Source organism: Enterobacter cloacae complex sp. ECC445 (assembly GCF_021892025.1).
Classification (GTDB): domain Bacteria; phylum Pseudomonadota; class Gammaproteobacteria; order Enterobacterales; family Enterobacteriaceae; genus Enterobacter; species Enterobacter chengduensis.
Genome location: NZ_JAKLRZ010000039.1, coordinates 1 through 21,705 on the forward strand (window position 1 = coordinate 1; position 21,705 = coordinate 21,705).

Consider the following 21,705-nt stretch of genomic DNA (forward strand, 5'->3'; position numbering starts at 1 on the left):
AAACTCAGTGACAGTTTACCCGTCTGTTGACGGGTAACTGAAGTGACTTTAAACATACAAGGGCATCAGGCCGCACGTTATTAACCGCGATTACGCATCACCCCTTCCTGCACCGTCGAGGCGACCAGGACCCCGTCCTGGGTATAAAACTCACCGCGCACAAACCCGCGCGCGCTCGACGCCGACGTACTCTCCACGCTGTAGAGCAGCCACTCGTTCATGTTGAAGGGGCGGTGGAACCACATGGAGTGATCGATCGTCGCGACCTGCATCCCCTTTTCAAGGAAGCCGACGCCATGCGGCTGCAGCGCCACCGGCAGGAAGTTAAAGTCAGACGCATAGCCCAGCAGATACTGATGGACGCGGAAATCTTCCGGCACGGTGCCGTTGGCGCGGATCCAGACCTGACGCTTTGGCTCGGCGGTGTGGCCTTTCATCGGGTTGTGGAACTCCACCGGGCGGATCTCCAGCGGCTTATCGCAGAGAAACTTCTCTTTGACCTGCGGCGGCAGCAGATGCGCCAGCGCGCGAGCGATATCCGTTTCCGATTTCAGATCGTCCGGGGCGGGTGCTGGAGGCATGATTTTCTGATGCTCATAGCCCGGTTCCGGCGCCTGGAAAGAGGCGGTCATGTAAAAGATCGGCTTGCCGCTCTGAATGGCCGCGACGCGGCGCGCGCTGAAGCTGTTGCCGTCTCGCAGCACTTCAACGTCATACACGATAGGTTTTGCGCTATCGCCAGGGCGCAAGAAGTAGCTGTGGAACGAATGCACCAGACGGTCTGCCGGGACGGTCTCCTTTGCCGCGTACAGCGCTTGTCCAACGACTTGACCCCCGAAGACCTGGCGCAAGCCTAAATCTTCGCTCTGTCCGCGATAGAGTCCTTCCTCGATTTTTTCCAGATTCAGTAATGTCAGCAGATTGTTCAGTGCCTGACTCATAGTTGTCCTCAATAAGCGCCGTAGCGAAAGATAGGCAGAGTATAACGCAGAAACGAAAGTGGTCCGATGGGTAGAATAATCTGAATATCGGCACGTTTTCAGGCATAAATCGGTGATCTGTGCCACACTTGAATACGTTATGTGATTGAAACGACATCGGATGGGATCGATCCCGCTGGTGCATTGATGATAAGGAGACTTCAATGAAACTCGTGCCTATGCTAAGTGGTGTGGCGATTGCGGTGGCGTTGTCCGCCTGTGCCGGCAAGAGCGCCCAGGTGCCAGTGCCCGCAGCAGACCCGAACGGGATTAATACCCTTTCGCAGCAATCCATTCAGCAGCCTAACGTTTCAGGTACCATCTGGATTAAGCAAAAAGTTGCGTTGCCGCCGGATGCGGTATTAACGGTGACGCTGTCTGATGCCTCTCTGGCCGACGCGCCGTCGAAGGTTCTGGCTCAGCGTGCCGTTCGTACCGAAGGCAAGCAGGCACCGTTTAGCTTCGTGTTGCCGTATAACCCGTCTGACGTGCAGCCTAAAGCCCGTATTCTGCTGAGCGCAGCGGTAACCATCAACGGTAAGCTGGTCTTTATCACCGATACGGTCCAGGAAGCGATTAACAACGGTGGGACTAAAATCGACCTGAACCTGGTCCCTGTGCAGCAGACCGAAGTACCGGTCGCACCGCAGACCAATCAGCCGTCCCTCCCAACGCCACCGACCCAGATGTAATACGTGCCTTTCCCCTCTCCTCCTGGAGAGGGGATCAGTACACCCAGCGAAACTTTTGCAAATCGATCTGACCCGACCCTGACACTTGTACCCCCTCTGAGAGTAACGCCTGACGCTGACGCTGGAGATCCGGTCCGGTGAGCGAGATGTCGCCATGACGGTTCACCACCCGATGCCAGGGCAACGTACTGCCTTCCGGCAGCCGTTTCAGGACGCCTCCAACCTGTCGCGCCGCGCGCGGAGAACCGGCCAGACGCGCGACCTCGCCATAGGTGGTCACATAGCCTTCCGGGATTGAGGCCACGATTTGCCATACGCGCTGTGGAAAGGAGTCGTGTTCGTCCATACCTTCACCTTGAGGAGTTGCTGGAAAGCTATGGTAAACGAAGATCGCCCTGATTGCTGCGCCGGTTTGCGCAAGAAACCAGCATCCGGTTCCGGGCGGCTTGCAATTGGGCCTTCGCACAGGGATAATGCGCCAGCGCGTTGGTTATCAACGCTCTCAATGGGGGCTCTGTTGGTTCTCCCGCAACGCTACTCTGTTCACCAGGTCAGGTCCGGAAGGAAGCAGCCAGGGCAGACGACGTGTGTGCCGGGATGTAGCTGGCAGGGCCCCCACCCATTTATGCTAAGTACATGATATCCATCATGTAACCCTCTGTTCTCGTGCATTGAAATGGCGGTGATACAACTTTTATGTATCACTTAGGACGCTAATCAATGTCGCATCTTATGCTTTCCCGTCACGGGATCTGGTGCTTCCGTGTAGACAACCTGAACCCAAATCAGACGCTAAAAACGGAAAGTTCGTGGCGGTTTGTGCCGATCCATTCTCAGCTGTTAGCGCTTGGTCTGCTTGATTTCATCAATGACAGGAAAGGGCATTTGTTCTCTGTTTGCACTTGGGCAGCTATGGTCACTATTTCAGTCGTTGGTTTACACGGTTCCGGGGTAAGCATGGTTTGCCTGAGTATCATTCATTGCGCCACTACGCCGCCACAACATTTAAGCAACATGGCTTCCCAGAGCAGTTCGCCTCCCAGGTACTCGGGCAATCAAACGCTACAATTGCTTATAACCGATACGGGAAAGGCGTTAATGTTTCGCGGCTGGTTGAACTGGTGGAGGCTCTACAGAACAAAAAACTATGTGAGCGCAAAGCGGAGGCTGAATTTCCTCCGCTCAGGCTCGATATTACGGTTTTGGGAGAGTCTTATCTGTCTCGCAACGGCTAAGAGGTAGAATTTTAGAACTGTAGATCTGTGTCACCTTCTTATCGTTTTTATTTACGTCAACTCGAATACATGAGCAACCATACCCATAGTTGCCGTTGGTTTTAACAAATTGGTCATCCGGGAAACCCTTTAATTTTTCGATGCCTGGGGCAGAATATCCACCTTGCAACGAAATACCAGCCGCAACTCACTGGCAAAAGCATGACTGCTTAAAATCTGTAAGGCCAATGGTAAAAATTTTCTCATTGCCATTACTCATTGCTGTTTTTTGGACCAACATCCGTGTTTGTGGGCTTGAGAGTGTCAGAATGAACCCAGCCAGTAATGGGATTACCATTTTTTTTGAAATACATGATTGAAGAGAATCCGTTGTAATCTGCATAAACGTTGACCAAGTCCCCTTGTACGATAAAGAGATCTTTAATCCGACAGCTTTCATCAGGAGCACTGTAAAAATAAGTTCTACCAGTATTTTTAATCACATACCCTGAGTTGTCAGAAGGTATTTTTTCCTGTTTTTTAGCGGCTATGTTATCAGCATCGCTGCATTTTGAATTTTGGGCTGGTAATAACCTAAAATCATCTGGATCGCTGCCTTGGTTTGTGTAAATTAGGCCATCAGATTTGCTTATGCGTAGATCAAATAATTTTGCTGATGCCCCTGTATCTCCGCCGCATTCTGGCTTTGAATGATTTTCGCGAACAGGGATTAGAACATAGGCATCATTACTACTATCAATATCAAATGCCAGGCACTCACCTTTGACTGGAGTTAGGTGGTAATCACGGATAGCATCATATGCCTTGAGTACCATTTCATCGTTTTCCGAGCCAAACGCAGAGAAACAGAACCAGACTGAGAATAATAAAAAAAACTTATTTATCAAATTCATATAAATCATACCGTTCCATAAGGTGGATAAGTTTTGGGGCATAATCGGGATCAGTTGCATAGCCGGCTTTAGCAATTTCAGTGATGAATTGGTTTGGCTCAGTGGTGTAACTGAATGCAGGCTTGTATCGTTTGTTTTCGTTCAAAAAACGACCGTAATCATCAGCCGACTCAGCGTAATCTGCGTATGCGCGAAAAGTATCTTTAATATGGATTATCTTACCGTTGATTACTTCAGTTGTCCCAAATGACGTACTGTTCCCGCTAGGTGACTTACCTTTAATGCCAAAGTATGCATTATTTTTGACATGTTTCCCCCAGCCGGATTCCAAAGCTGATTGTGCGAGTAGCACTGACGCTGGAACACCCCATTTAGCTGCGGCAAGCTCTGCTGAATTTGAAGACATGTCAAGAAATTCTTGGACATTTTGAGGTCTGTTTACATTTTTCCGTGACTTAATTTTTATCGCATCGAGAAATACCAGTGGGTGCATATGCCACAGGGTTTCTGTCATCTCCGGCACTTGGTTCATCCAGCGCATGCCTTCCAGATAACTCACCGAATAATCATACCATTCAGGCGCGTCCTGTTTTAACGACTGCAAAAATGTTTGCCAGATAGGGTCACTCGGGCTGAAATACCACTCGCTGGGGTGCTTAACAATCATCTTATCTTTCACATCCCGGTAAGACGGGTTATGAATGGCGCTCAGATATTCTTGCGATGAGTAAGGGCTGATATTGCCATCTATCCGGTACAGTAACCGCTGGTAATTATGCGGCACAGCACGGTGGGTTATCCTCGTGTCCTTACTGGAAGCCTGAAACAACGCATCATAAATCTTGCGGACAAGGCCCTTTGGCGGTGTCTTACCGTCCAGATGGTCAAAGCTCACGGGGGGTTCATCAACCGCTGTTGCAAAGCCCCGCTTTTCAAGGTCGTACTGAGACAGCATTTCTACAGAGGTATCGCTTTTCGGTACATAGCCGTTGGCATAGGACAGAAACCAGTATTCGGTCTTATCTGCGTCCTGCTCTGTTCTGATCTGTTTCACTTTCATAATGGCCTCGCCACGTGTGCTTCTGCCGTCAGGCGTGATGGCTCTGGTGGCCAGGTTTTTGGCACACAGCGGGGTTCCGTCCGGGAACTTTACGTAAACCGGATTATCTTTGCCGACACGCTCCGGGTTTTGCAAAAAGGCGGGTAAGTTCTTATCGGTGCTTATACATTCAATATGCACCTGGTGGCGTTTGTTATAACCGCCATCCTTTGGTAACTGAAAATACCCCATATGGCCCACGGCATCCCCAGCCTTAATCGGGTAAGGGGTCGGGCAGACTACTTTATCAAACTGCATGACCTCTTTTGCCGGAGGCAGCAGGTTAGCCCACCACGCCGGGCGTAGCGGGCCGCTGTCCGGCAACAGATTACCTTTATCGCACACGGTCCAGAGCATATCCCTGGCCTTAAGGGTCATTTTATCGTTTCTCCCCTCCACCAGCGACACATGCGCGTACTGTCGCCCGTTGGCGGTCATATGGGCGGCAGGGTCTGCCTTATTCCAGTTCACATGGGTGCCGGGGGGCAGTGTCGCCGCGACCCACTGCAGGGAATCATCAATATAGGCGCGCAGATGTTGACCGTCAGCGACTTTATACACCCCGCTTTCATCGGAATAGGCCGACCACGGCGCAAGATGAATATACGCCGTATAGAATGTCAGGGCGCTGGCGGCGGTCTGTCCAGGCTGAACCTTATGTCTGACCAGGACAAAAGAGGCAGAGTAAGCCAGTTCACCAGATTCCCATTCAAGGGTCTGGTAATCTCGGTTTACCCGGTAGGCCACCACCTCACCATCTACCATGCAGCGTACCGGCTGTTCGCCTTTATAGGGAACGGGGTAATCAATAGCCTCCTGTGGTGACTTTCCGCTCAGGGCGCACCACGGAGTGGTTTCATCGGTGATATGAATGCCACCGTGCCACATGGCGTTAGAGCCAATGAGGTAATGGCCTGTGGATTCCCCCTGAATATGGGTCCGGAGATCGTCAAGATTACTGAAAACCCCGCCTCGGTTATTTTTCGGTACAGGCCAGCGGATAGTTGGTATCAGAGAACCATTATTCGGCCGTGACATACTAATTCCTTGTACTTTAAATGGTTAAACAGTGCTCATCATACAACGCTCAGGGCGTAACCAAAACTTCCTTAATTTGATCAATTTGTTACTGACTGCCGCTGTAGATATGAAAAATCCCCGGCTCTTGGGGCCATGTGCCAAGCAACTGCTTAGGCCGCTAACCATTTTGCTAGGATCTGTGGAAAATATCACGGGGCTGACTCACCCAGAGATGGGCATTCCTATCCGATGCAGTACATTGCCACAATAGGGCGTTTTACTGTTCATTTTCTGGTCCATTTCACATAATGTTTTTTTATAAGTACTTGACTGTTTTAGTCAGGCAATACCTTTCGGCACGTTGACGTAAAGTAGGGTATACAGCTGCGATTTCACCAACAAAAGGAAAGCAATCAGGAGGATTCGGGGTGAGTTCTCTTGTTCGATTATTTTGGATGAGTTTGCCAGTTCACCACACAATTTCAGGTTTCAGGGCTTTGAATCTGCCAGCGTGTCAAACATGATGAAAGTACAATTCCCTGTTTGTCAGCAGGCATAAAACCATTCCAGCGACATTACCACAACGAGCTGAAGGTCAGCCATCGATAGACGATATTTCCCGGTGAGCCGTCACCGTTATGTACCATTTACCACAAGCGCAAGCAGGCACTGCTACCCCTCCCTGACTTCACCAGAAGCGCTACATGGCGCGTCCCTTATACAAGTAAAGTTCCACAGCACAAGCCCAGCGCCCCGCTAGGATGTTCCCACAGGCCCAAAATGGAGGGTTTTCAGTTGTTTTGCGAAGAAAATTTTTTTTTCGGTATGGAAGGGCGGATCGGTGATTATGTTTAGCCACAACATGGTTGACGAATCTGTCATTATCCACACAAGCTGCGCTATTACTGGCTTCGTTATGTTCATTACAAGAGGACGTTGACTGGATCAGGATCTTCCATCTACCCGTAGGATCAGTAAGTCAGCATTAATAACTGCTATTAATGAGTTATTTTAGGGGGGGCAGGGTTTACGGATCGCTTAACTTCAGCCGATCTGAAAGGTTACTGTAAGCCGGGCAGCACTATTGAGCAGTCCCTTGATGAGATTGAGGCCAATAAGTTTATTCAGATGCGTGCCAAGTTTGAACGCTCCCGCGAATACGCCTATTGGCAGGCTTTGATTTTCAATAAAGTTAACGCTTGGGGGACTCAGCAGCCAGAAATCGATTGGTCGTTAGAATTCTCCCTGAACCAGCGAACCGCTGACCTTCATCAGGATGTTGGTGATGATCCTATGCGTGATATTGACGATCAGATTAGTGCTACAAAAGCATTGATGGGTGGTTTGACTCAATATCTCCGTGGCTGGTTTCTGCTGTGCGGCTCTGATGTCTATCGTGCTGTTCGCTGTCATCCCCAGATTCGCGAGTTACTCGTCTATTCAAATGGGCTTTCCGATGTGCTGTTCCCGTCTGACGTTCTGGCGGGCTTCAGTTCCTTTATGTTGGGTTCTGTACGTCTGATTGAGGTTAGCGATTCAGCGTTTAGTGGTATTAAGTCAAACGAAGCTTTCCTTGTTCCGGTCTTTGGTAATGCTCCGGTTGAGCAGAGTTTGCCTATGGGTCGTTTCGTTGGTCCATGTGCTCGCCATCTGGAAATCTCAGCATCTGGTGTTATTGAAGATTTGTACGCTTTCCGCGCCTACGATGAACTTCGTAATCGGAATTTATATAGTGAATACAGCCTGTTAGCCTATAACTTTAGGCCCGACCAGGTTTGTAAGATGACACTGGTTCCGGTCGAGTATGGTAAATAGCGGCAATTGTGGGAGCGCATTGCTCCCGCGGCCGGGCGAGGCAAAGGAAAGGAGAAACACACATGCACATGAAACTGTTCAATTCGAAAGGTCTACCACTTCTGGCAATGAGCCTTGATAATCGATCCGACAACTGGTTGAATCTGTCAGCCATAGCAAGATACTACAATGTTCCACGGAGTACATTTTTACAGCGTGTGAACGATTACGGCTGGAAGTCGGCTTATGCACACTATGAACAGCAGCGAAAGACCAAACTGAAACATTGAGGCTGGGGCAACCCGGCCTTTTTTGTGTCTGTCGCATGAGAAAACGGCTTGCCTGAGCCTCTTTGGTGATACAAAATCATTTCCCCACCGCTTTTTAGTGCATTGAAATACATAGGTTTTGTTAGAAAAATTTTAGCTGGCAGGGCCCCCACCCATTTCTGCCCTCATCAGTTTCTCCCGCTTCGCCTTTCTCCTGAATCGCTATCCCCGCAATAATATTGTGCCTATATTCTGTAATATATATTTCATCGCACTGAAGTATTAATGTCATAAACCTGTAATAATAGACTGTCATTTTATGATTGGACGGTTATTTTCTTCCATAACTCAAAAAAATATATATCTGGATAACATTGTTAACTTCGTGTATTAAATAAAGTACTTATTCCGAAGGGAAGTGACAAACATGGCTACAGCGGTATTAAACGTTAAAATTGATGACGCGCTAAAAGAAAGGCTTCGCCACTATGCGGAACTTAATAACGAGAATTTAAGCGTGACGACAGAGAAACTGCTGCTGCTGGCGTTCGAAGCAGTAGAAGAGGCGGGAGTATCGGAAGAGGATATTGATAATCAGCACACGGAAGAAGAGAGCGTTTCTCCTTTTACTCCTAAAGAAATCAAAGCTCTACGTAAACTTCTGAAGAAGAGAAAATGAAACAACAACTGTCAACTGCCAGCGACTACAAAGAGGCCTGCGATCTGTTGCGTTCAGGCTACGTGAAGCACGTTCGTCTTGGCTGGAATGTCGGAAGCGATGAGTTCTTTCGTATTGCGTCTGACTGGTGTGATACTGGCGCAAAAATAAAGAAAGACGGTGAAAACTTCGTTATTTCACTAAAAGGTTTTCCTATTCCTGCTCAGCACTAAATCCTGACGGGTGAAAACTGCTGACTGTCTCCATGACAGTCAGCAGTTTTTATTTTTTTATGATCTGCTTCAAAAGTTTTAATATTAGATCACGCTGCGTTTCAATGATGGCACGTTTTTATTCAGGGCGAGCCATAACGGTTTGATCCTCAGCAACGCCTCCTCAAGCTCTGCCGATTCAAGCGAGAAGGGCATCCGCAAATAGCGGTCAAACGCGCCGGATAAACCAAACCGCGTGCCGGTCCCCAGATTGATCCCCAGAATCTCAGCCCGCGCGGCAAGCTGCGTCGCCAGCATGCCCGGAAGTTCAATCCAGTAAGAGAGCCCGCCTTCTGCTTCATGGAATGTCCAGTCCGGGAAGTGTTCGCGCAGCAGTTCACCGCATCGATCCCGACGTTCCGCCAGCATCTTCCGGCGTGCGGGCAGAAACGTCTCGCTGTTGTTAATCAGCCACTCCATCGCCAGCTGTTCCAGCAGCGGCGAGCCTAAATCGAGCGTATCCCGCGTCTGGGCAAGCGTGGCGATCGTGCGCGAGGAAGCGCGGATCCAGCCGAGACGCAGCCCGCCCCAGAAGCTTTTGCCGCCAGAGCCTAAGGTGATGACGGTAGCCTGCGGGTTAAAGGCGGCCAGCGGTGGCGGGGGAGGGGCATCAAACCAGAGATCCACCATCGTTTCATCCACCACCAGCGCCGTGCGGGTTTGGGCGGCAATATCCGTGATGGCCTGACGGGTGGCGATATCCATACAGCGCCCAGTGGGGTTGTGAAAATCAGGCATCAGATACGCCAGGCGCGGTGCCGTCTGGGCAAGCGTCGCCGCGAAGCCGTCCGTATCCCAGCCGGTTTCCGGCAGCGATACCCCCACCGGCCGACACTGCGCGCCCTGAATGGCGGCAATCGCCAGCGGATAGGTGGGATGATCGACCACGACGCGGTCCCCCGGCCCGGTCATCATCCGCAGGACCAGCGCAAAGCCGCTGACGGCACCGTTGACCACCATCACTTCGTCTGCGCGGGTGGGAAGACCCCGTTCGGTATAGCGTGCCGCTATGGCTTCCTGAAGCGCAGGCAGCCCAAGCTGGTCGTAGCCCGTCAGCGAGAGGTGCTGGGTAATAGCCGTCAGCGCATGGGCATAAGCCTGGTGGATCTCCGGCCCGGCATGGAGGGCGGCAGTGGAGAGATCCAGCGCGGCGCTCGCCGCTGAAAGGGTGGGAACGGCGCGCGTATCGGGGAGGATAACGCGCGACCCGCTGCCGTGGCGGCTTTCCAGGTAACCCTCCTCGCGCAGGTGGGCGAGGGCGCTGCTGACTGTGGTCCGGCTAACGCCCAGCGCAGTGGCGAGCTCGCGCTCGCCCGGAAGCCGCGTATTTAAAGCCAGACGTCCATCAAGAATGAGCAGACGCAGCGCGTCGGCCAGCTGTCGCCAGAGCGGGGTGCGGGATGAGGTTTGCTGCCAGTGCCCTAAAAGGCGTACCAGAGACTGGCTGCCGAAGCGACGTGATGACATATGCAGTCCACTATTTAAAAACTGGACATTAATCATAGTGCCATTTTAGGCCAGGATGAAAGCCTGGTTCACGGGAGAAGAAAAAAATGGTACGTCGTCTGCTACAACTCTATGTCGGTTTAGGACTGTATGGCCTTTCCACCGCAATGTTCATTCGTTCCGATTTGGGTGTCGATCCCTGGGATGTTTTCCACCTTGGGGTGGGGATACAGCTGGGGATGACGATCGGGACGGTGATCATTTTGACCGGCGCAGCGGTACTGCTGCTGTGGATCCCCCTGCGTCAGATGCCGGGTCTGGGCACGATCAGCAACGTGATTTGCATCGGTCTGGCGGCGGACGCCAGCATGGCGCTTATACCGGAACTGGATTCATTACCCGTTCGAATTGCTTTCCTGGTGTCGGGCATCGTGATGAACGCGATTGCGACCAGTATGTACATCGGCGCCGGTTTCGGGCCTGGCCCGCGCGACGGCCTGATGACCGGCATTCATGCCCGTCTGGGTTGGTCCATTCGCAGCGTGCGCACCTCAATTGAAGTGACCGTCCTGCTGATTGGGTGCGTGCTTGGCGGCTCCTTTGGGGTGGGTACCGTCCTGTATGCCCTGACCATTGGCCCGCTTATCCAGCTCTGCCTGCCCTGGTTCCGCCAGAAGCCGCGCATTGCTGAAATCGCCCGGCCGGAGCGGGTTGTTTAATTTTGCGAAGCGCTCACATGCTTTAGCGGCGTCGCTGTGCCAGAATAAGGGCACGATAAACGCGATGCCAGAATGCATGAAAGCTATCACCCTTTATGATGTCGCCCTCCTTGCGGGGGTCTCTTACCAGACCGTTTCCCGCGTCATTAACGACGCGGAGCATGTCTCTGCCCGCACGCGAGAAAAGGTGCAGCAGGCGATGGCGGAGCTGCACTACGTGCCTAACCTTCGGGCACAGCAGCTGGCGGGTAAACGCACCCGCACGCTGGGTTTCATCACGACTGACCTGGCCCTGCACGCGCCTTCGCAAATCGTGTCGGCGGTAAAATCCCGTGCGGCGGAACGGGGGGCGAGCGTCCTTATCTCCATGGTGGAACAGCCCCAGCAGTGTCAGGCCGCGCTTCAGGCGCTGCTGGCACAGCGGGTGGACGCGCTGCTGGTGAATGTGCCGCTTGACGATCCCCATGCCGAAGCGCTCAGGGCGCTGGCATCGCCGGTTCCGGTGCTCTTTCTCGATGTATCGCCCTCAGCGCAGGTAAACAGCCTCGTGTTTAACGCGGAGCAGGGGGCGCGTCTGGGCGTGGAGCATCTGCTTTCGCTGGGGCATCAGCGCATTGCCCTGCTGAGCGGGCCGGAAAGCTCGGTCTCTGCCCGGGCGCGCCTGGCGGGATGGAAAGCCGCTCTGGGACGCGCGGGGCATGAGGCCGCTGCGGTGGCCTGCGGTGACTGGAGCGCGGCCAGCGGTTATGAGAAGGGACATTTGCTGTTGTCTGCGGCGACGTTACCGGACGCGATTCTGGTGGCGAACGATCAAATGGCGCTCGGGGTGATGCGCGCCTGCGCGGAAAAAGGGGTAGCGATTCCGGGCCAGATATCGGTGGTTGGGTTCGATGATACGGCCGACAGCGCCTGGTTTTCTCCGCCGCTGACGACCGTTCGCCAGGCGTTTCGCGAGGCGGGTGAACGCAGCGTCGAGTGGCTGCTGGCTCCCACCGGGGACGAGGCGTGCTGGCAGATTCAGCTGCCGGTGACGCTGGTTACCCGTCATTCCAGCGCGCAACGCACGCCGCAGCAGGCCGAACGCGAGGAGCTGGCGCTGCAGCTCAGAAGCCTGGCGCTGCTCGCCGAGCAGCTTGCCCGAAAATAAGACTTTTGTGATCTGACTCGCTACCCTGCGATGGAACGCTTTACCGCCGCAGTGTGCCAGGGCATGTTAACCAAAAATTGTGAGCGCTTCGCAAAGAGGTTGATATGTTTAACATCCCCACGCTGACCCTCAGCGCCCTCCTGACCCGTCGGGACTGGGAAAACCCCGGCGTCACCCAGTGGAACCGTCTTCCCGCACACGCGCCGCTACACGGCTGGCGCAGTGAATCTGCTGCCAGGGAGGATACTGGATCCCTTAGCCGGCACTCTCTCAACGGGCAGTGGCGGTTTAGCTACTTTACCGCGCCCGAGCAGGTTCCTCAGGCGTGGGTAAGCGAAGATTGTGCAGATGCCGTCGCGATGCCCGTGCCGTCTAACTGGCAGATGCAGGGGTTCGACACGCCTGTCTATACCAATGTGACCTATCCTATCCCCGTTAACCCGCCTTTTGTGCCGCAGGAAAACCCGACCGGTTGTTACTCGCTCACATTTGAGGTGGATGAGGTCTGGCTTCAGAGCGGGCAGACCCGAATTATCTTTGACGGCGTGAACTCGGCGTTCCATCTGTGGTGCAACGGAGAGTGGATAGGCTATTCCCAGGACAGCCGGCTACCCGCCGAATTTGACCTCTCGACGGCGTTACGCCCCGGGCAGAACCGCCTGGCGGTCATGGTATTGCGCTGGTGCGACGGCAGCTATCTGGAAGATCAGGACATGTGGCGCATGAGCGGCATCTTCCGCGATGTCTCCCTGCTGCATAAGCCGGAGACGCACATTGCGGATTATCATGTAGTCACCGATCTAAATGCGGAGCTGGACCGCGCGGTGCTGAACGTGGAGGTCGCGCTGGCAGGCGCGGGCTACGCGGAGTGCGACGTGGCGATAACGCTGTGGCGCAACGGTGAACGCTGTGCCAGCGCGACACAACGGCCAGGCTCTGCCATCGTGGACGAACGCGGCAGCTGGGCCGAGCGGCTAGCGGTGGCGATCCCCGTCGAGCGCCCCGCGCTGTGGAGTGCTGAAACCCCGGAACTGTATCGCCTGACGATTACGCTTCTCAATCCGCAGGGAGAGGTGCTCGAGGCTGAAGCGTGCGACGTTGGCTTCCGCCGCGTTGAAATCAGCAACGGCCTGCTGAAGCTCAACGGGAAACCGCTGCTGATCCGCGGGGTTAACCGGCACGAGCATCATCCTGAAAACGGTCAGGTGATGGACGAAGCGACCATGCGTCGCGATATCGAAATCATGAAGCAGCACAACTTCAACGCCGTGCGCTGCTCGCACTATCCGAACCATCCGCTGTGGTACCGGCTTTGCGATCGCTACGGGCTGTACGTCGTTGACGAAGCCAATATCGAAACGCACGGCATGGTGCCGATGAGCCGCCTTGCTGACGATCCGCGCTGGCTGCCCGCGATGAGCGAGCGCGTGACCCGCATGGTGCAGCGCGATCGTAATCACCCCTCAATCATTATTTGGTCGCTGGGCAACGAGTCTGGCCACGGCGCGAATCACGATGCGCTGTACCGCTGGCTGAAAACCACCGATCCGACGCGCCCGGTGCAGTATGAAGGCGGCGGCGCGAACACGGCAGCGACCGACATTGTCTGCCCGATGTACGCCCGGGTCGACTGGGATCAGCCCTTCCCGGCAGTGCCTAAATGGTCAATCAAGAAATGGATCGGCATGCCGGACGAAACGCGTCCGCTGATCCTATGTGAATACGCCCACGCGATGGGTAACAGCTTCGGCGGGTTTGCGAAATACTGGCAGGCGTTTCGCAGCCATCCTCGCCTGCAGGGTGGGTTCGTCTGGGACTGGGTCGATCAGGCCCTGACGAAGCAAGATGAAGCGGGCAATCCGTTCTGGGCATACGGCGGCGATTTTGGCGATAAGCCGAACGATCGGCAGTTCTGCCTCAATGGCCTGGTGTTCCCCGACCGCACGCCGCACCCGGCGCTTTACGAGGCGCAGCGCGCCCAGCAGTTCTTCACCTTTACGCGGGTCAGCGCGACTCCGCTGGTGATAGAGGTGCAAAGCGGCTACCTGTTCCGCCACACCGATAACGAGGTGCTGAGCTGGACGGTTGCCCGCGACGGGGAGGTGCTGGCTTCGGGCGAGGTAACGCTGGCGATGGCGCCTGAAGGCACTCAGCGTCTGGAGATCCCCCTGCCGGAGCTGAACGCCGGACCGGGTGAAGCCTGGCTGAACGTTGAAGTGCGCCAGCCGCGGGCAACGCCGTGGTCACCGGCAGACCATCGCTGCGCGTGGGAGCAGTGGGAGCTTCCGGCTCCTCTCTTTATTGCTCCGCCAGCCCAGGCGGGCGAGCCTCCGGTGTTAACGCAAAACGATCGCATCCTGGAGATCGCCCATCGTCAACAGCGCTGGCGGTTCGATCGCGCCTCCGCAAGCCTGAGCCAGTGGTGGCGAGATGGCGTGGAACTGCTGATTTCACCGCTGACGGATAGCTTCAGCCGCGCGCCGCTGGATAATGACATCGGCGTGAGCGAAGCGACGAAAATCGATCCGAACGCGTGGGTTGAACGCTGGAAAGCGGCGGGCATGTACGATCTCACCTCCCGCGTACTGTCTTGCGATGCAGAGCAGCTTGCTCGCGAGGTGGTGGTCAACACCCTGCATGTCTGGGAGTACCAGGGTAAAGCGCTGTTCCTGAGCCGTAAAACCTGGCGGGTGGACGAGCAGGGCATACTGCATGGCGATATTCAGGTCGATGTGGCGTCTGATATCCCTGAACCGGCGCGGATTGGCCTGAGCGTTCATCTCGCCGAAACGCCTGAAGCCGTTTCCTGGCTGGGGCTGGGGCCGCATGAAAACTACCCGGACAGAAAGCTCGCGGCGCAGCAGGGGCGCTGGACGCTGCCTCTCGAGGCCATGCACACGCCGTATATTTTCCCGACGGAAAACGGCTTGCGCTGCGATACCCGCAAACTGGTACTGGGAAACCACCAGATGAGCGGCGATTTCCATTTCTCGGTCAGCCGCTATAGCCAGCGGCAGCTACGAGAGACCACCCATCATCATCTGCTGCGCGAAGAGCCGGGATGTTGGCTCAACCTCGACGCCTTCCATATGGGCGTGGGCGGCGACGACTCCTGGAGCCCCAGCGTTTCGCCGGAATTCATCCTGCAGACGCGCCAGCTTCGCTATGCCTTCAGCTGGCAGCAGAACCTTTAACTGACCGGGAGAGGCGGCCACCGGGCGTGGCCGCAGTCTTATGCCAGAATGCCGCTCAGGCCGTGCAGGCTCATGTAAATCCCTACCACGGTAATCAGCGCGGCAGAGATCCAGGGGGCTTTGCGGGAGAACTCGCTAAACCCGGGCCAGCGTTTTGTCGCGTGTTTGAGGCTTAAGGCGGCAATCGCGCCGGAAGCGACCAGGGTCAACGCCAGGCCAATACTGAAGCTGAACACCAGCGTCGCGCCGAGGGCAAAGTGCTTCAGCTGCAGGCAGATGAGCAGAACGGTGATGGAGGCCGGGCAGGGGATAAGCCCGCCGGTCAGGCCAAACATCACGATCTGTCCGGTAGTGACGTTTTGACCGCTGAAGCGCCGGTTAATATCCTGCGCGTGAGCGCGCTGGTGGGCGTCCTGCCACTCTTCTGCAATCAGCGTGTGCTCGTGGTGATGATGATGATCATGATGGTGGTCATGGTCATGGTCATGGTCATGGTCATGGTGGTGATCATGGGCGTGATGATGATGATCGTGCGGCTGGCTCTCTTTCCAGGCTCGCCACGCCATCCACAGGGCGATCGCCACGATCAGTACGCCGGAGATCAGCTGGAACCAGGGTTCGGACGTATGCGCATCCCAGCCTCGACCAAACCACAATCCCGCCATCGCAACGAGCCAGACCACCGCAGTATGGGAGAGCGTTGCCGCCAGCCCGAGCAGCACCGCCTGTTTCAGCGTGCCGCGGATCGCCACAATAAAGGCGGCCATCATGGTTTTTGAGTGGCCCGGCTCCAGGCCATGCAGCGCGCCGAGCAGGATAGCGCTGGGAATAAACAGCCAGGCATTGCCCTGCTGAAGGAGTGAAGCAAAATCGGTCATGGGAAATTCCGGAGTGAAAAACGTGCGGAGATACTACTCCCCCCCAGTAGCAATATACTACCCCCCAGTAGAAAAATACTCAGGGGGAGTCGAGCGTGATATGCTTTAAAAGCTAAAAATAAGGGATGCAGAGATGTCACATACCGTTCGCGACAAGAAAATGTTATTGACTCGCCTGAAGAAAATTCAGGGGCAGAGTGCCGCGCTGGAAAAAATGCTTAACAGCGATCACGAATGTGCCGACGTATTACAGCAGCTCGCGGCGATCCGCGGGGCGGTCAATGGAATGATGATGCAGGTGATCGAAGGGCATTTAACCGATCATGTCGTGAAGGAGCCTGAAGAAGCGCAGCGTGAAGCCGATCTTGGCGTGGTGCTTCAGGTGATTAAATCCTATCTCAAGTAGCGTGCGTGGCGAGGTTATTTTCTGCCCAAAGTATAAATTCCGTTTTTGGCAGCGCTTTACTGTAGTACCAGCCCTGGCCGTACTGCACGCCGTGTCTGTGCAGCCAGGCGAGCTGCCCTTCAGTTTCAATACCCTCCGCCACCATCGCCAGCTTCAGCGACTTCGCCATTTCAATAATGTGCGGCGTCACGTTTTTATACTCCAGCGCATCCACGAAGGACTTATCAATCTTGAGCGTGTCGACGTCGAGATCCTGCAGATAGCTCAGGCTGGAATAGCCCGTGCCAAAATCATCAATATAGACGGGGTGCCCCGAACGGCGGAGTGCGGCGATAGCCGGTGCGCTGATTTTTGGATCGGCAAAGCCGCGCTCGGTGAGCTCAAGGGCAATTTGTTTCGGATGGACCTGCCACTTATTCAGCAATTGGCTCAGCAGCGGCGGCAGCGTGCCGGAGGTTAAATCGGCGGGCGCGAGGTTGATGGAGATGTGCCGATCGGCATGCAGGTGCAGCCAGGCGCCCATGTCCTCGAACACCTTTTCGATGACGAGCTGCGTCAGCTGGGAGATAAGCCCGGTTTGTTCCGCAAGAGGAACAAAAATATCCGGTGAGAGGCTGCTTCCGTCCGGCTGGGGCCAGCGCGCCAGCGCCTCAGCCCCCACGATTTTACCGCTACAGAGCGCCACGATGGGCTGATAGTGAACCACAAAATCGCGGCTGTTAATGGCGTCCAGCAGGCGATTACGAGGCGACTGGATACGGCGCAGTATTCGCAGGACGAAGAGCGCGGCCAGCAGGCTTATCAACATGCCGAACGGTAACCAGAAGAGAAGCTGCCGGTGCCAGGTTTCAGCCAGGGGTTTGAGCGCTGCCCAGGCGACGATGGTAAACCCCAGCTCGGGGATGGGCTTCATGACGTACATTGAACCCTTGTACTCTATGCTGGTCATTTCCGTGCCTCCGATCGTGTCGCGAACGTGCGGATCGAGGGGATTGCTGCTGGCAAAGATGAGGTGCGTTGCGCTGCCTACCAGGGCGGCATCAACCGCGATATCCCCGAAGGGGATCACATCGACCAGCGAGGCCGGATCGACCATGACAAGGTAATGACCTTTTCCCAGCACGGTCATGTAGCGATGAAACCCAAGATCGTTTTGCGCGGTTAACCACGCGCTGTAGCCGTCCTCGGTAATGCGCATTGGCGGAGGGAAAGGGTTGGCATGGCTGGTTTGCTCCAAGGAGGAGCAGAGCGGTTGAAGGTTATCGATATAGATCACCTCCTGCACGTAGCGCCAGGAGAAAGCCGCCCGGCGCATCTCCCTTAACTGCAACGGGCTGCACGGTGCGCCCTGAAAGCCCTGCAGATGATTGAGCGCTTCTTTTGCCTGAGCCACGACCCGATCGGTTCGAATCTGCACGCGCGAGGCGTAGTTTTCCAGCGCATCGACAAAATCATCTTCCGCCTGGCGATGGGCCAGCCAGATGCTCAGGCAAATGGGGACCAGCACGGAAAAGATAAGTACGCCAGTCACCAGACTGACCAGATGTAGGGTTTTCATGCTGTCGTGTCCTTCCTCGTATACCCGTTCCTGGGCGCTGAGTTCCCTGCCTGAAGAGAAAGATTTTACCGCGAAATGATATAGTTATAGCATGCGGGGGGCGCGATTTTCATTTTATCTCCGACAAACCAGAAAATATCGTCAGACGAGAGGGGTTGTTTTTTCAACTTTGCCTGGATATTATTTTGTTATGTTATAACAAAACACAAAGGATTTACGATGAAACCCGATATCCACCCAGCCTATCGCACCGTGGTCTTCCACGACACCAGCGCGAATGAATACTTCAAGGTTGGCTCAACCATTAAGACCGACCGCGAAATTGAACTCGACGGTGAAACCTATCCGTACATCACCATCGAGGTTTCTTCAAAATCGCACCCGTTTTATACCGGTAAGCAGAAAACGTTCTCCACCGACGGCAGCGCAGCGCGCTTCCGCAAGCGTTTTGGCGGTTTTCTCAATGCGAAACGGGGTTAATCATGAAGGTACTTAACTCATTGCGCAGTGCAAAACAGCGTCACCCGGATTGCCAGATAGTCAAACGCAAGGGACGCCTGTACGTGATTTGCAAATCCAATCCGCGCTTTAAGGCGGTTCAGGGACGTAAAAAAAGACGCTAGACGCGCGTTTCTCGCCAGCTTTCCAGGGTTCGTTTCTGTTTGCCATCGGCAGTAAAATTGTCGATGGCAAGCCAGCTTTCAAACGCGCTCGCCAGCGCCGGCCACTCTTTATCGAGAATCGAAAACCAGTCGGTATCCCGGTTGTGGCCTTTTATGACCAGCGCCTGGCGAAAGCGCCCCTCAAACTGAAAGCCCAGCCGCAGCGCTGCTTTACGGGAAGGTTCGTTCAGGCTGTTGCACTTCCACTCATAGCGCCGGTACCCCAGGGTATCGAACACATACCGCATCAGCAGGTATTGCGCTTCCGTCGACATTGGCGTGCGGCTTAAGAGAGGAGAGAAGTGAACGTGCCCCACTTCCACGACCCCGTTTTTAGGATCGATCCGCATCAGAGCCAGCGTTCCGACCGGCGCCCGGGTCTGATTATCAATCACGGCAAAGTGCATCGGGTCAGACAGGTCGCCTACGCTCGCTACCCATTCTGCAAACGCCTCTGCGGTGGCATCGGGTTCTCGCAGCAGCCACGTCCAGCTGCGCGTATCTTCGGCCAGGGAATACGCAGAGAACAGCGCGTGGGCATGCGCCGCGCGCAGTGGCTCAAGCCGACAATAGCGGCCTTCGAGGACCACACGGGACGGATGCGGGCGCGGTTGCCAGTCGTTTAAGGGGATACCGACAGGCTGTCCAAACTCATTGAATGTATTCATCTTTATTTCCATGACGTTGAAAAGATCTCCAGATTAGTGAATTGCTGGTTCCCTAAAAAGAACCACCAGGCTATGTTTTTCTGGTACCACAAGGAGGAGAGATGAACATACCGGGTGATGAGCTTTACGCTTTGCTCCATGCTGCGCTAAAAAAGCGTGGGCAAGAGACGCTCCAGCGCGCGCTCTATCATGCTTTGCGGGAGGCGATACTCTGCGGCAGGCTTCGGTCCGGGAGCCAGCTGCCCGGTTCGCGAACGCTGGCGCAGCAGATCTCGGTTTCCCGAAACACGGTCAATGCGGCGCTGGACCAGCTCACGCTCGAAGGCTATTTGCTGCGTAACCGTCAGGGGACACGGGTGGGGCAATTCGCTCATCGTACGGTTTCCCGGACGTTGCCGGATCCTGACGTCAGGCTGACAAAACGTGTCACCCTGCTGCCCGCGGCTGTGCCGCGCGACACGCCGGTGATGGCGTTCACGCCGGGAACACCTGCCATAAACTATTTCCCCCTGCCGCTGTGGCGGCGATTGTACGATCGTGTCCTGCGCGAGGAGGGGAGTGCCCTGCTGGGGTATGGCGACCCGGCCGGAGAACCGTCGCTGCGGGCCGCGATTGCCCGGCATCTTGCACTGTCACGCGGTATCGGCTGCGACGCCAGCCAGATTGTCATCACGGAAGGGGCGCTTGAGGGCGTTAATCTCTGCACCCTGCTGCTGAGCGAGCCGGGGGACGTTGCCTGGGTAGAAAACCCCGGCTATAGCGGGGCGAAGAGTGCGTTTGTTAAAACCGGCCTGAGCATGACGGGGATCCCGATTGATGACGAGGGGATGCGCTGGGAGGGGCTGAATGCACCGTCTCCCACGTTAATTTTTACCTCACCTTCACACCAGTTTCCCTACGGAAGCGTGCTCAGTGCCCGACGGCGGCTGGCGCTGCTGGAGCTGGCCCGGCAGCACAACGCGTGGATCGTTGAAGACGATTACGACAGCGAATTCCGCTATGCCGGTGAGCCCGTACCGGCAATGCTGGGAATGGTCAACAATGCGCCCGTTGTGTATCTGGGGACGTTTAGCAAAACGCTATTCCCGTCGCTTAGAATGGGGTTCATGGTATTGCCGCCAGCGCTGGCGAAAGCGGCTCGCCCGGCCATCGGCTCGCTGCTGCGCGGCGGCCATCGTGCGGAACAGCGTACGCTGGCGCTGTTCATCGAGGAGGGTCACTATGCCCGCCATCTTGCCGCCATGCGTCGGCTTTACCGTAAACGCTACCGCCAGCTGCGGGAAGCGCTGGCCGCAGAGCTTCATTCCCCGCACCGTATTCTGGCCGGGGAAGGCGGGATGCACCTGACGCTGGCCATAGACGGTATTGACGATCGGAGGCTGGTGGAGCAGGCAAGGGCGTTTCAGCTGGCGCCTGCGGCACTGAGCGGGTATTACCTGGAGGCGAAGCAGGGGCAAACCGGTCTGGTTTTAGGTTACGGCAATACCTCTGCTTCTCAGTTTGCGCCGGGGATCCGACGCCTGCAGGCGTTAATTACGCAGCAGCGGGGCGGGAAAGGGTAAAGACGTCATAGAAGGAGAGCTGACCTTTGGTAGAGACCATTTTCTGCAGCTTCTCTTTTTGCACGGTTTCAACGGCCGGAGAGTGCATGATGCTGTCGATCAGCTCCGCTGGAACGTAGCGCGTGTTATACCATTCGCCGTTATAGCAGACCCGGAAATCGAGGACGTCGATATCTTCGTAACGGTAGCGCGGATTCACGTCAAAAAAGAAAAAGGCGTTAAAGACGACAAACAGGACAACCAGCAGCCAGACGGAGTCCACCAGCGTTTCAGACTTGAGCATCACAATCAGCGTCGCCAGCCAGGCGGCATACATGGCGACAAACAGTCCAGGATGTTTGCGGATAAAGCTAATGCTGAAGCGCGGGCGATTGTCGCGCTTTTCGCGGAGGTTAAGATCGTCGATGGTGGCGGTAAGCAGGCGCTGTATCTCGGTCATTTTTTGCCTTCATGAGAGTTGACAATACAGGGTGTCTGCCAATTTTAGGGGAGCCATCAGGCTGAAAAAAGTAACAGTCTGGCGCTAAAAGACCATAACAGTTGACTCCCCGGG

Annotated in this window: 21 protein-coding genes and 1 other RNA gene; 12 read left to right on the forward strand and 10 right to left on the reverse strand. The window is 55.1% G+C overall.

The window, feature by feature from the left end; translation table 11 throughout:
• Window positions 1–80: 80 nt before the first annotated feature.
• Window positions 81–941 carry an acyl-CoA thioesterase II gene (gene tesB, locus L6R44_RS22530; RefSeq protein ID WP_237425472.1) on the reverse strand — a complete coding sequence of 287 codons (861 nt, stop codon included), beginning with the start codon at window positions 939–941 and terminating at the stop codon, window positions 81–83.
• 203 nt (window positions 942–1,144) lie between these two features.
• Here tesB and L6R44_RS22535 point away from each other — a divergent pair, with 203 nt between their 5' ends.
• On the forward strand, window positions 1,145–1,672 hold the full coding sequence (locus L6R44_RS22535) for a YbaY family lipoprotein (RefSeq protein ID WP_237425473.1): 528 nt from the start codon (window positions 1,145–1,147) through the stop codon (window positions 1,670–1,672).
• A gap of 34 nt (window positions 1,673–1,706) precedes the next feature.
• Here L6R44_RS22535 and L6R44_RS22540 read toward each other — a convergent pair whose 3' ends face one another.
• Window positions 1,707–2,018, reverse strand: a complete 312-nt coding sequence (locus L6R44_RS22540; RefSeq protein ID WP_032638518.1) for an MGMT family protein — start codon at window positions 2,016–2,018, stop codon at window positions 1,707–1,709.
• 169 nt (window positions 2,019–2,187) lie between these two features.
• Between L6R44_RS22540 and ffs the strand changes: the two genes are divergently transcribed.
• An RNA gene (gene ffs / locus L6R44_RS22545) (signal recognition particle sRNA small type) lies at window positions 2,188–2,284 on the forward strand.
• A 582-nt stretch (window positions 2,285–2,866) separates the two neighbouring features.
• Here the strand turns inward: ffs and L6R44_RS25075 are convergent.
• The 3 genes from L6R44_RS25075 to L6R44_RS22555 all read right to left on the reverse strand — a co-directional run bounded on the left by L6R44_RS25075 (window position 2,867) and on the right by L6R44_RS22555 (window position 5,937).
• On the reverse strand, window positions 2,867–3,076 hold the full coding sequence (locus L6R44_RS25075) for a DUF4087 domain-containing protein (protein ID WP_442876518.1): 210 nt from the start codon (window positions 3,074–3,076) through the stop codon (window positions 2,867–2,869).
• Between the two features lie 82 nt (window positions 3,077–3,158).
• Entirely contained in the window at window positions 3,159–3,809 is a 651-nt protein-coding gene (locus L6R44_RS22550) for a hypothetical protein (protein WP_237425474.1), read from the reverse strand.
• A complete protein-coding gene (locus L6R44_RS22555) occupies window positions 3,784–5,937 on the reverse strand; it encodes a glycoside hydrolase family 73 protein (RefSeq protein WP_237425475.1) in 2,154 nt (717 codons plus the stop codon). The genes L6R44_RS22550 and L6R44_RS22555 overlap by 26 nt, the downstream gene beginning before the upstream one ends.
• Window positions 5,938–7,002: 1,065 nt before the next feature.
• Here L6R44_RS22555 and L6R44_RS22560 point away from each other — a divergent pair.
• The 3 genes from L6R44_RS22560 (at window position 7,003) to L6R44_RS22570 (ending at window position 8,873) form a co-directional block, all read left to right on the forward strand.
• Entirely contained in the window at window positions 7,003–7,734 is a 732-nt protein-coding gene (locus L6R44_RS22560) for a major capsid protein (RefSeq protein ID WP_237425493.1), read from the forward strand.
• A 675-nt stretch (window positions 7,735–8,409) separates the two neighbouring features.
• Window positions 8,410–8,661, forward strand: coding sequence for a hypothetical protein (locus L6R44_RS22565; protein ID WP_032638522.1), 252 nt, complete (start codon window positions 8,410–8,412; stop codon window positions 8,659–8,661).
• Entirely contained in the window at window positions 8,658–8,873 is a 216-nt protein-coding gene (locus L6R44_RS22570; protein ID WP_008503298.1) for a hypothetical protein, read from the forward strand. The genes L6R44_RS22565 and L6R44_RS22570 overlap by 4 nt, the downstream gene beginning before the upstream one ends.
• Before the next feature lie 84 nt (window positions 8,874–8,957).
• Here the strand turns inward: L6R44_RS22570 and yczR are convergent, their stop codons facing one another.
• The gene (gene yczR, locus L6R44_RS22575; protein ID WP_237425476.1) at window positions 8,958–10,379 is read right to left on the reverse strand and encodes a MocR-like transcription factor YczR; all 1,422 of its coding nucleotides are present in this window, start codon (window positions 10,377–10,379) and stop codon (window positions 8,958–8,960) included.
• A gap of 86 nt (window positions 10,380–10,465) precedes the next feature.
• Here yczR and yczE point away from each other — a divergent pair, with 86 nt between their 5' ends.
• The 3 genes from yczE to L6R44_RS22590 all read left to right on the forward strand — a co-directional run bounded on the left by yczE (window position 10,466) and on the right by L6R44_RS22590 (window position 15,418).
• A complete protein-coding gene (gene yczE, locus L6R44_RS22580) occupies window positions 10,466–11,077 on the forward strand; it encodes a membrane protein YczE (protein ID WP_237425477.1) in 612 nt (203 codons plus the stop codon).
• A gap of 76 nt (window positions 11,078–11,153) precedes the next feature.
• On the forward strand, window positions 11,154–12,224 hold the full coding sequence (locus L6R44_RS22585; protein WP_237425478.1) for a LacI family DNA-binding transcriptional regulator: 1,071 nt from the start codon (window positions 11,154–11,156) through the stop codon (window positions 12,222–12,224).
• Between the two features lie 104 nt (window positions 12,225–12,328).
• Entirely contained in the window at window positions 12,329–15,418 is a 3,090-nt protein-coding gene (locus L6R44_RS22590; RefSeq protein WP_237425479.1) for a beta-galactosidase, read from the forward strand.
• Between the two features lie 38 nt (window positions 15,419–15,456).
• Here the strand turns inward: L6R44_RS22590 and L6R44_RS22595 are convergent, their stop codons facing one another.
• Window positions 15,457–16,296, reverse strand: coding sequence for a nickel/cobalt efflux protein RcnA (locus L6R44_RS22595; RefSeq protein ID WP_237425480.1), 840 nt, complete (start codon window positions 16,294–16,296; stop codon window positions 15,457–15,459).
• A 133-nt stretch (window positions 16,297–16,429) separates the two neighbouring features.
• Here L6R44_RS22595 and L6R44_RS22600 point away from each other — a divergent pair, with 133 nt between their 5' ends.
• Window positions 16,430–16,702, forward strand: coding sequence for a metal/formaldehyde-sensitive transcriptional repressor (locus tag L6R44_RS22600; RefSeq protein ID WP_020885193.1), 273 nt, complete (start codon window positions 16,430–16,432; stop codon window positions 16,700–16,702).
• On the opposite strand, the gene L6R44_RS22605 is transcribed toward L6R44_RS22600, so the two are convergent.
• Complete coding sequence (locus L6R44_RS22605) at window positions 16,695–18,260, reverse strand: EAL domain-containing protein (RefSeq protein ID WP_237425481.1); 1,566 nt, start codon at window positions 18,258–18,260, stop codon at window positions 16,695–16,697. The genes L6R44_RS22600 and L6R44_RS22605 overlap by 8 nt on opposite strands.
• A 219-nt stretch (window positions 18,261–18,479) precedes the next feature.
• Between L6R44_RS22605 and L6R44_RS22610 the strand changes: the two genes are divergently transcribed.
• Complete coding sequence (locus tag L6R44_RS22610; RefSeq protein WP_010428154.1) at window positions 18,480–18,740, forward strand: type B 50S ribosomal protein L31; 261 nt, start codon at window positions 18,480–18,482, stop codon at window positions 18,738–18,740.
• Between the two features lie 2 nt (window positions 18,741–18,742).
• Window positions 18,743–18,883, forward strand: a complete 141-nt coding sequence (gene ykgO, locus L6R44_RS22615; protein WP_072011136.1) for a type B 50S ribosomal protein L36 — start codon at window positions 18,743–18,745, stop codon at window positions 18,881–18,883.
• Here ykgO and L6R44_RS22620 read toward each other — a convergent pair.
• Window positions 18,880–19,590 carry a GNAT family N-acetyltransferase gene (locus L6R44_RS22620; protein WP_237425482.1) on the reverse strand — a complete coding sequence of 237 codons (711 nt, stop codon included), beginning with the start codon at window positions 19,588–19,590 and terminating at the stop codon, window positions 18,880–18,882. The two genes, ykgO and L6R44_RS22620, sit on opposite strands and share 4 nt — an antisense overlap.
• A gap of 101 nt (window positions 19,591–19,691) precedes the next feature.
• Between L6R44_RS22620 and pdxR the strand changes: the two genes are divergently transcribed.
• Window positions 19,692–21,152 (forward strand): MocR-like pyridoxine biosynthesis transcription factor PdxR, encoded by a 1,461-nt coding sequence (gene pdxR / locus L6R44_RS22625; RefSeq protein ID WP_237425483.1) that lies wholly within the window; start codon window positions 19,692–19,694, stop codon window positions 21,150–21,152.
• On the opposite strand, the gene L6R44_RS22630 is transcribed toward pdxR, so the two are convergent.
• Complete coding sequence (locus tag L6R44_RS22630) at window positions 21,124–21,591, reverse strand: YlaC family protein (protein ID WP_032638540.1); 468 nt, start codon at window positions 21,589–21,591, stop codon at window positions 21,124–21,126. The two genes, pdxR and L6R44_RS22630, sit on opposite strands and share 29 nt — an antisense overlap.
• Window positions 21,592–21,705 lie beyond the last annotated feature (114 nt).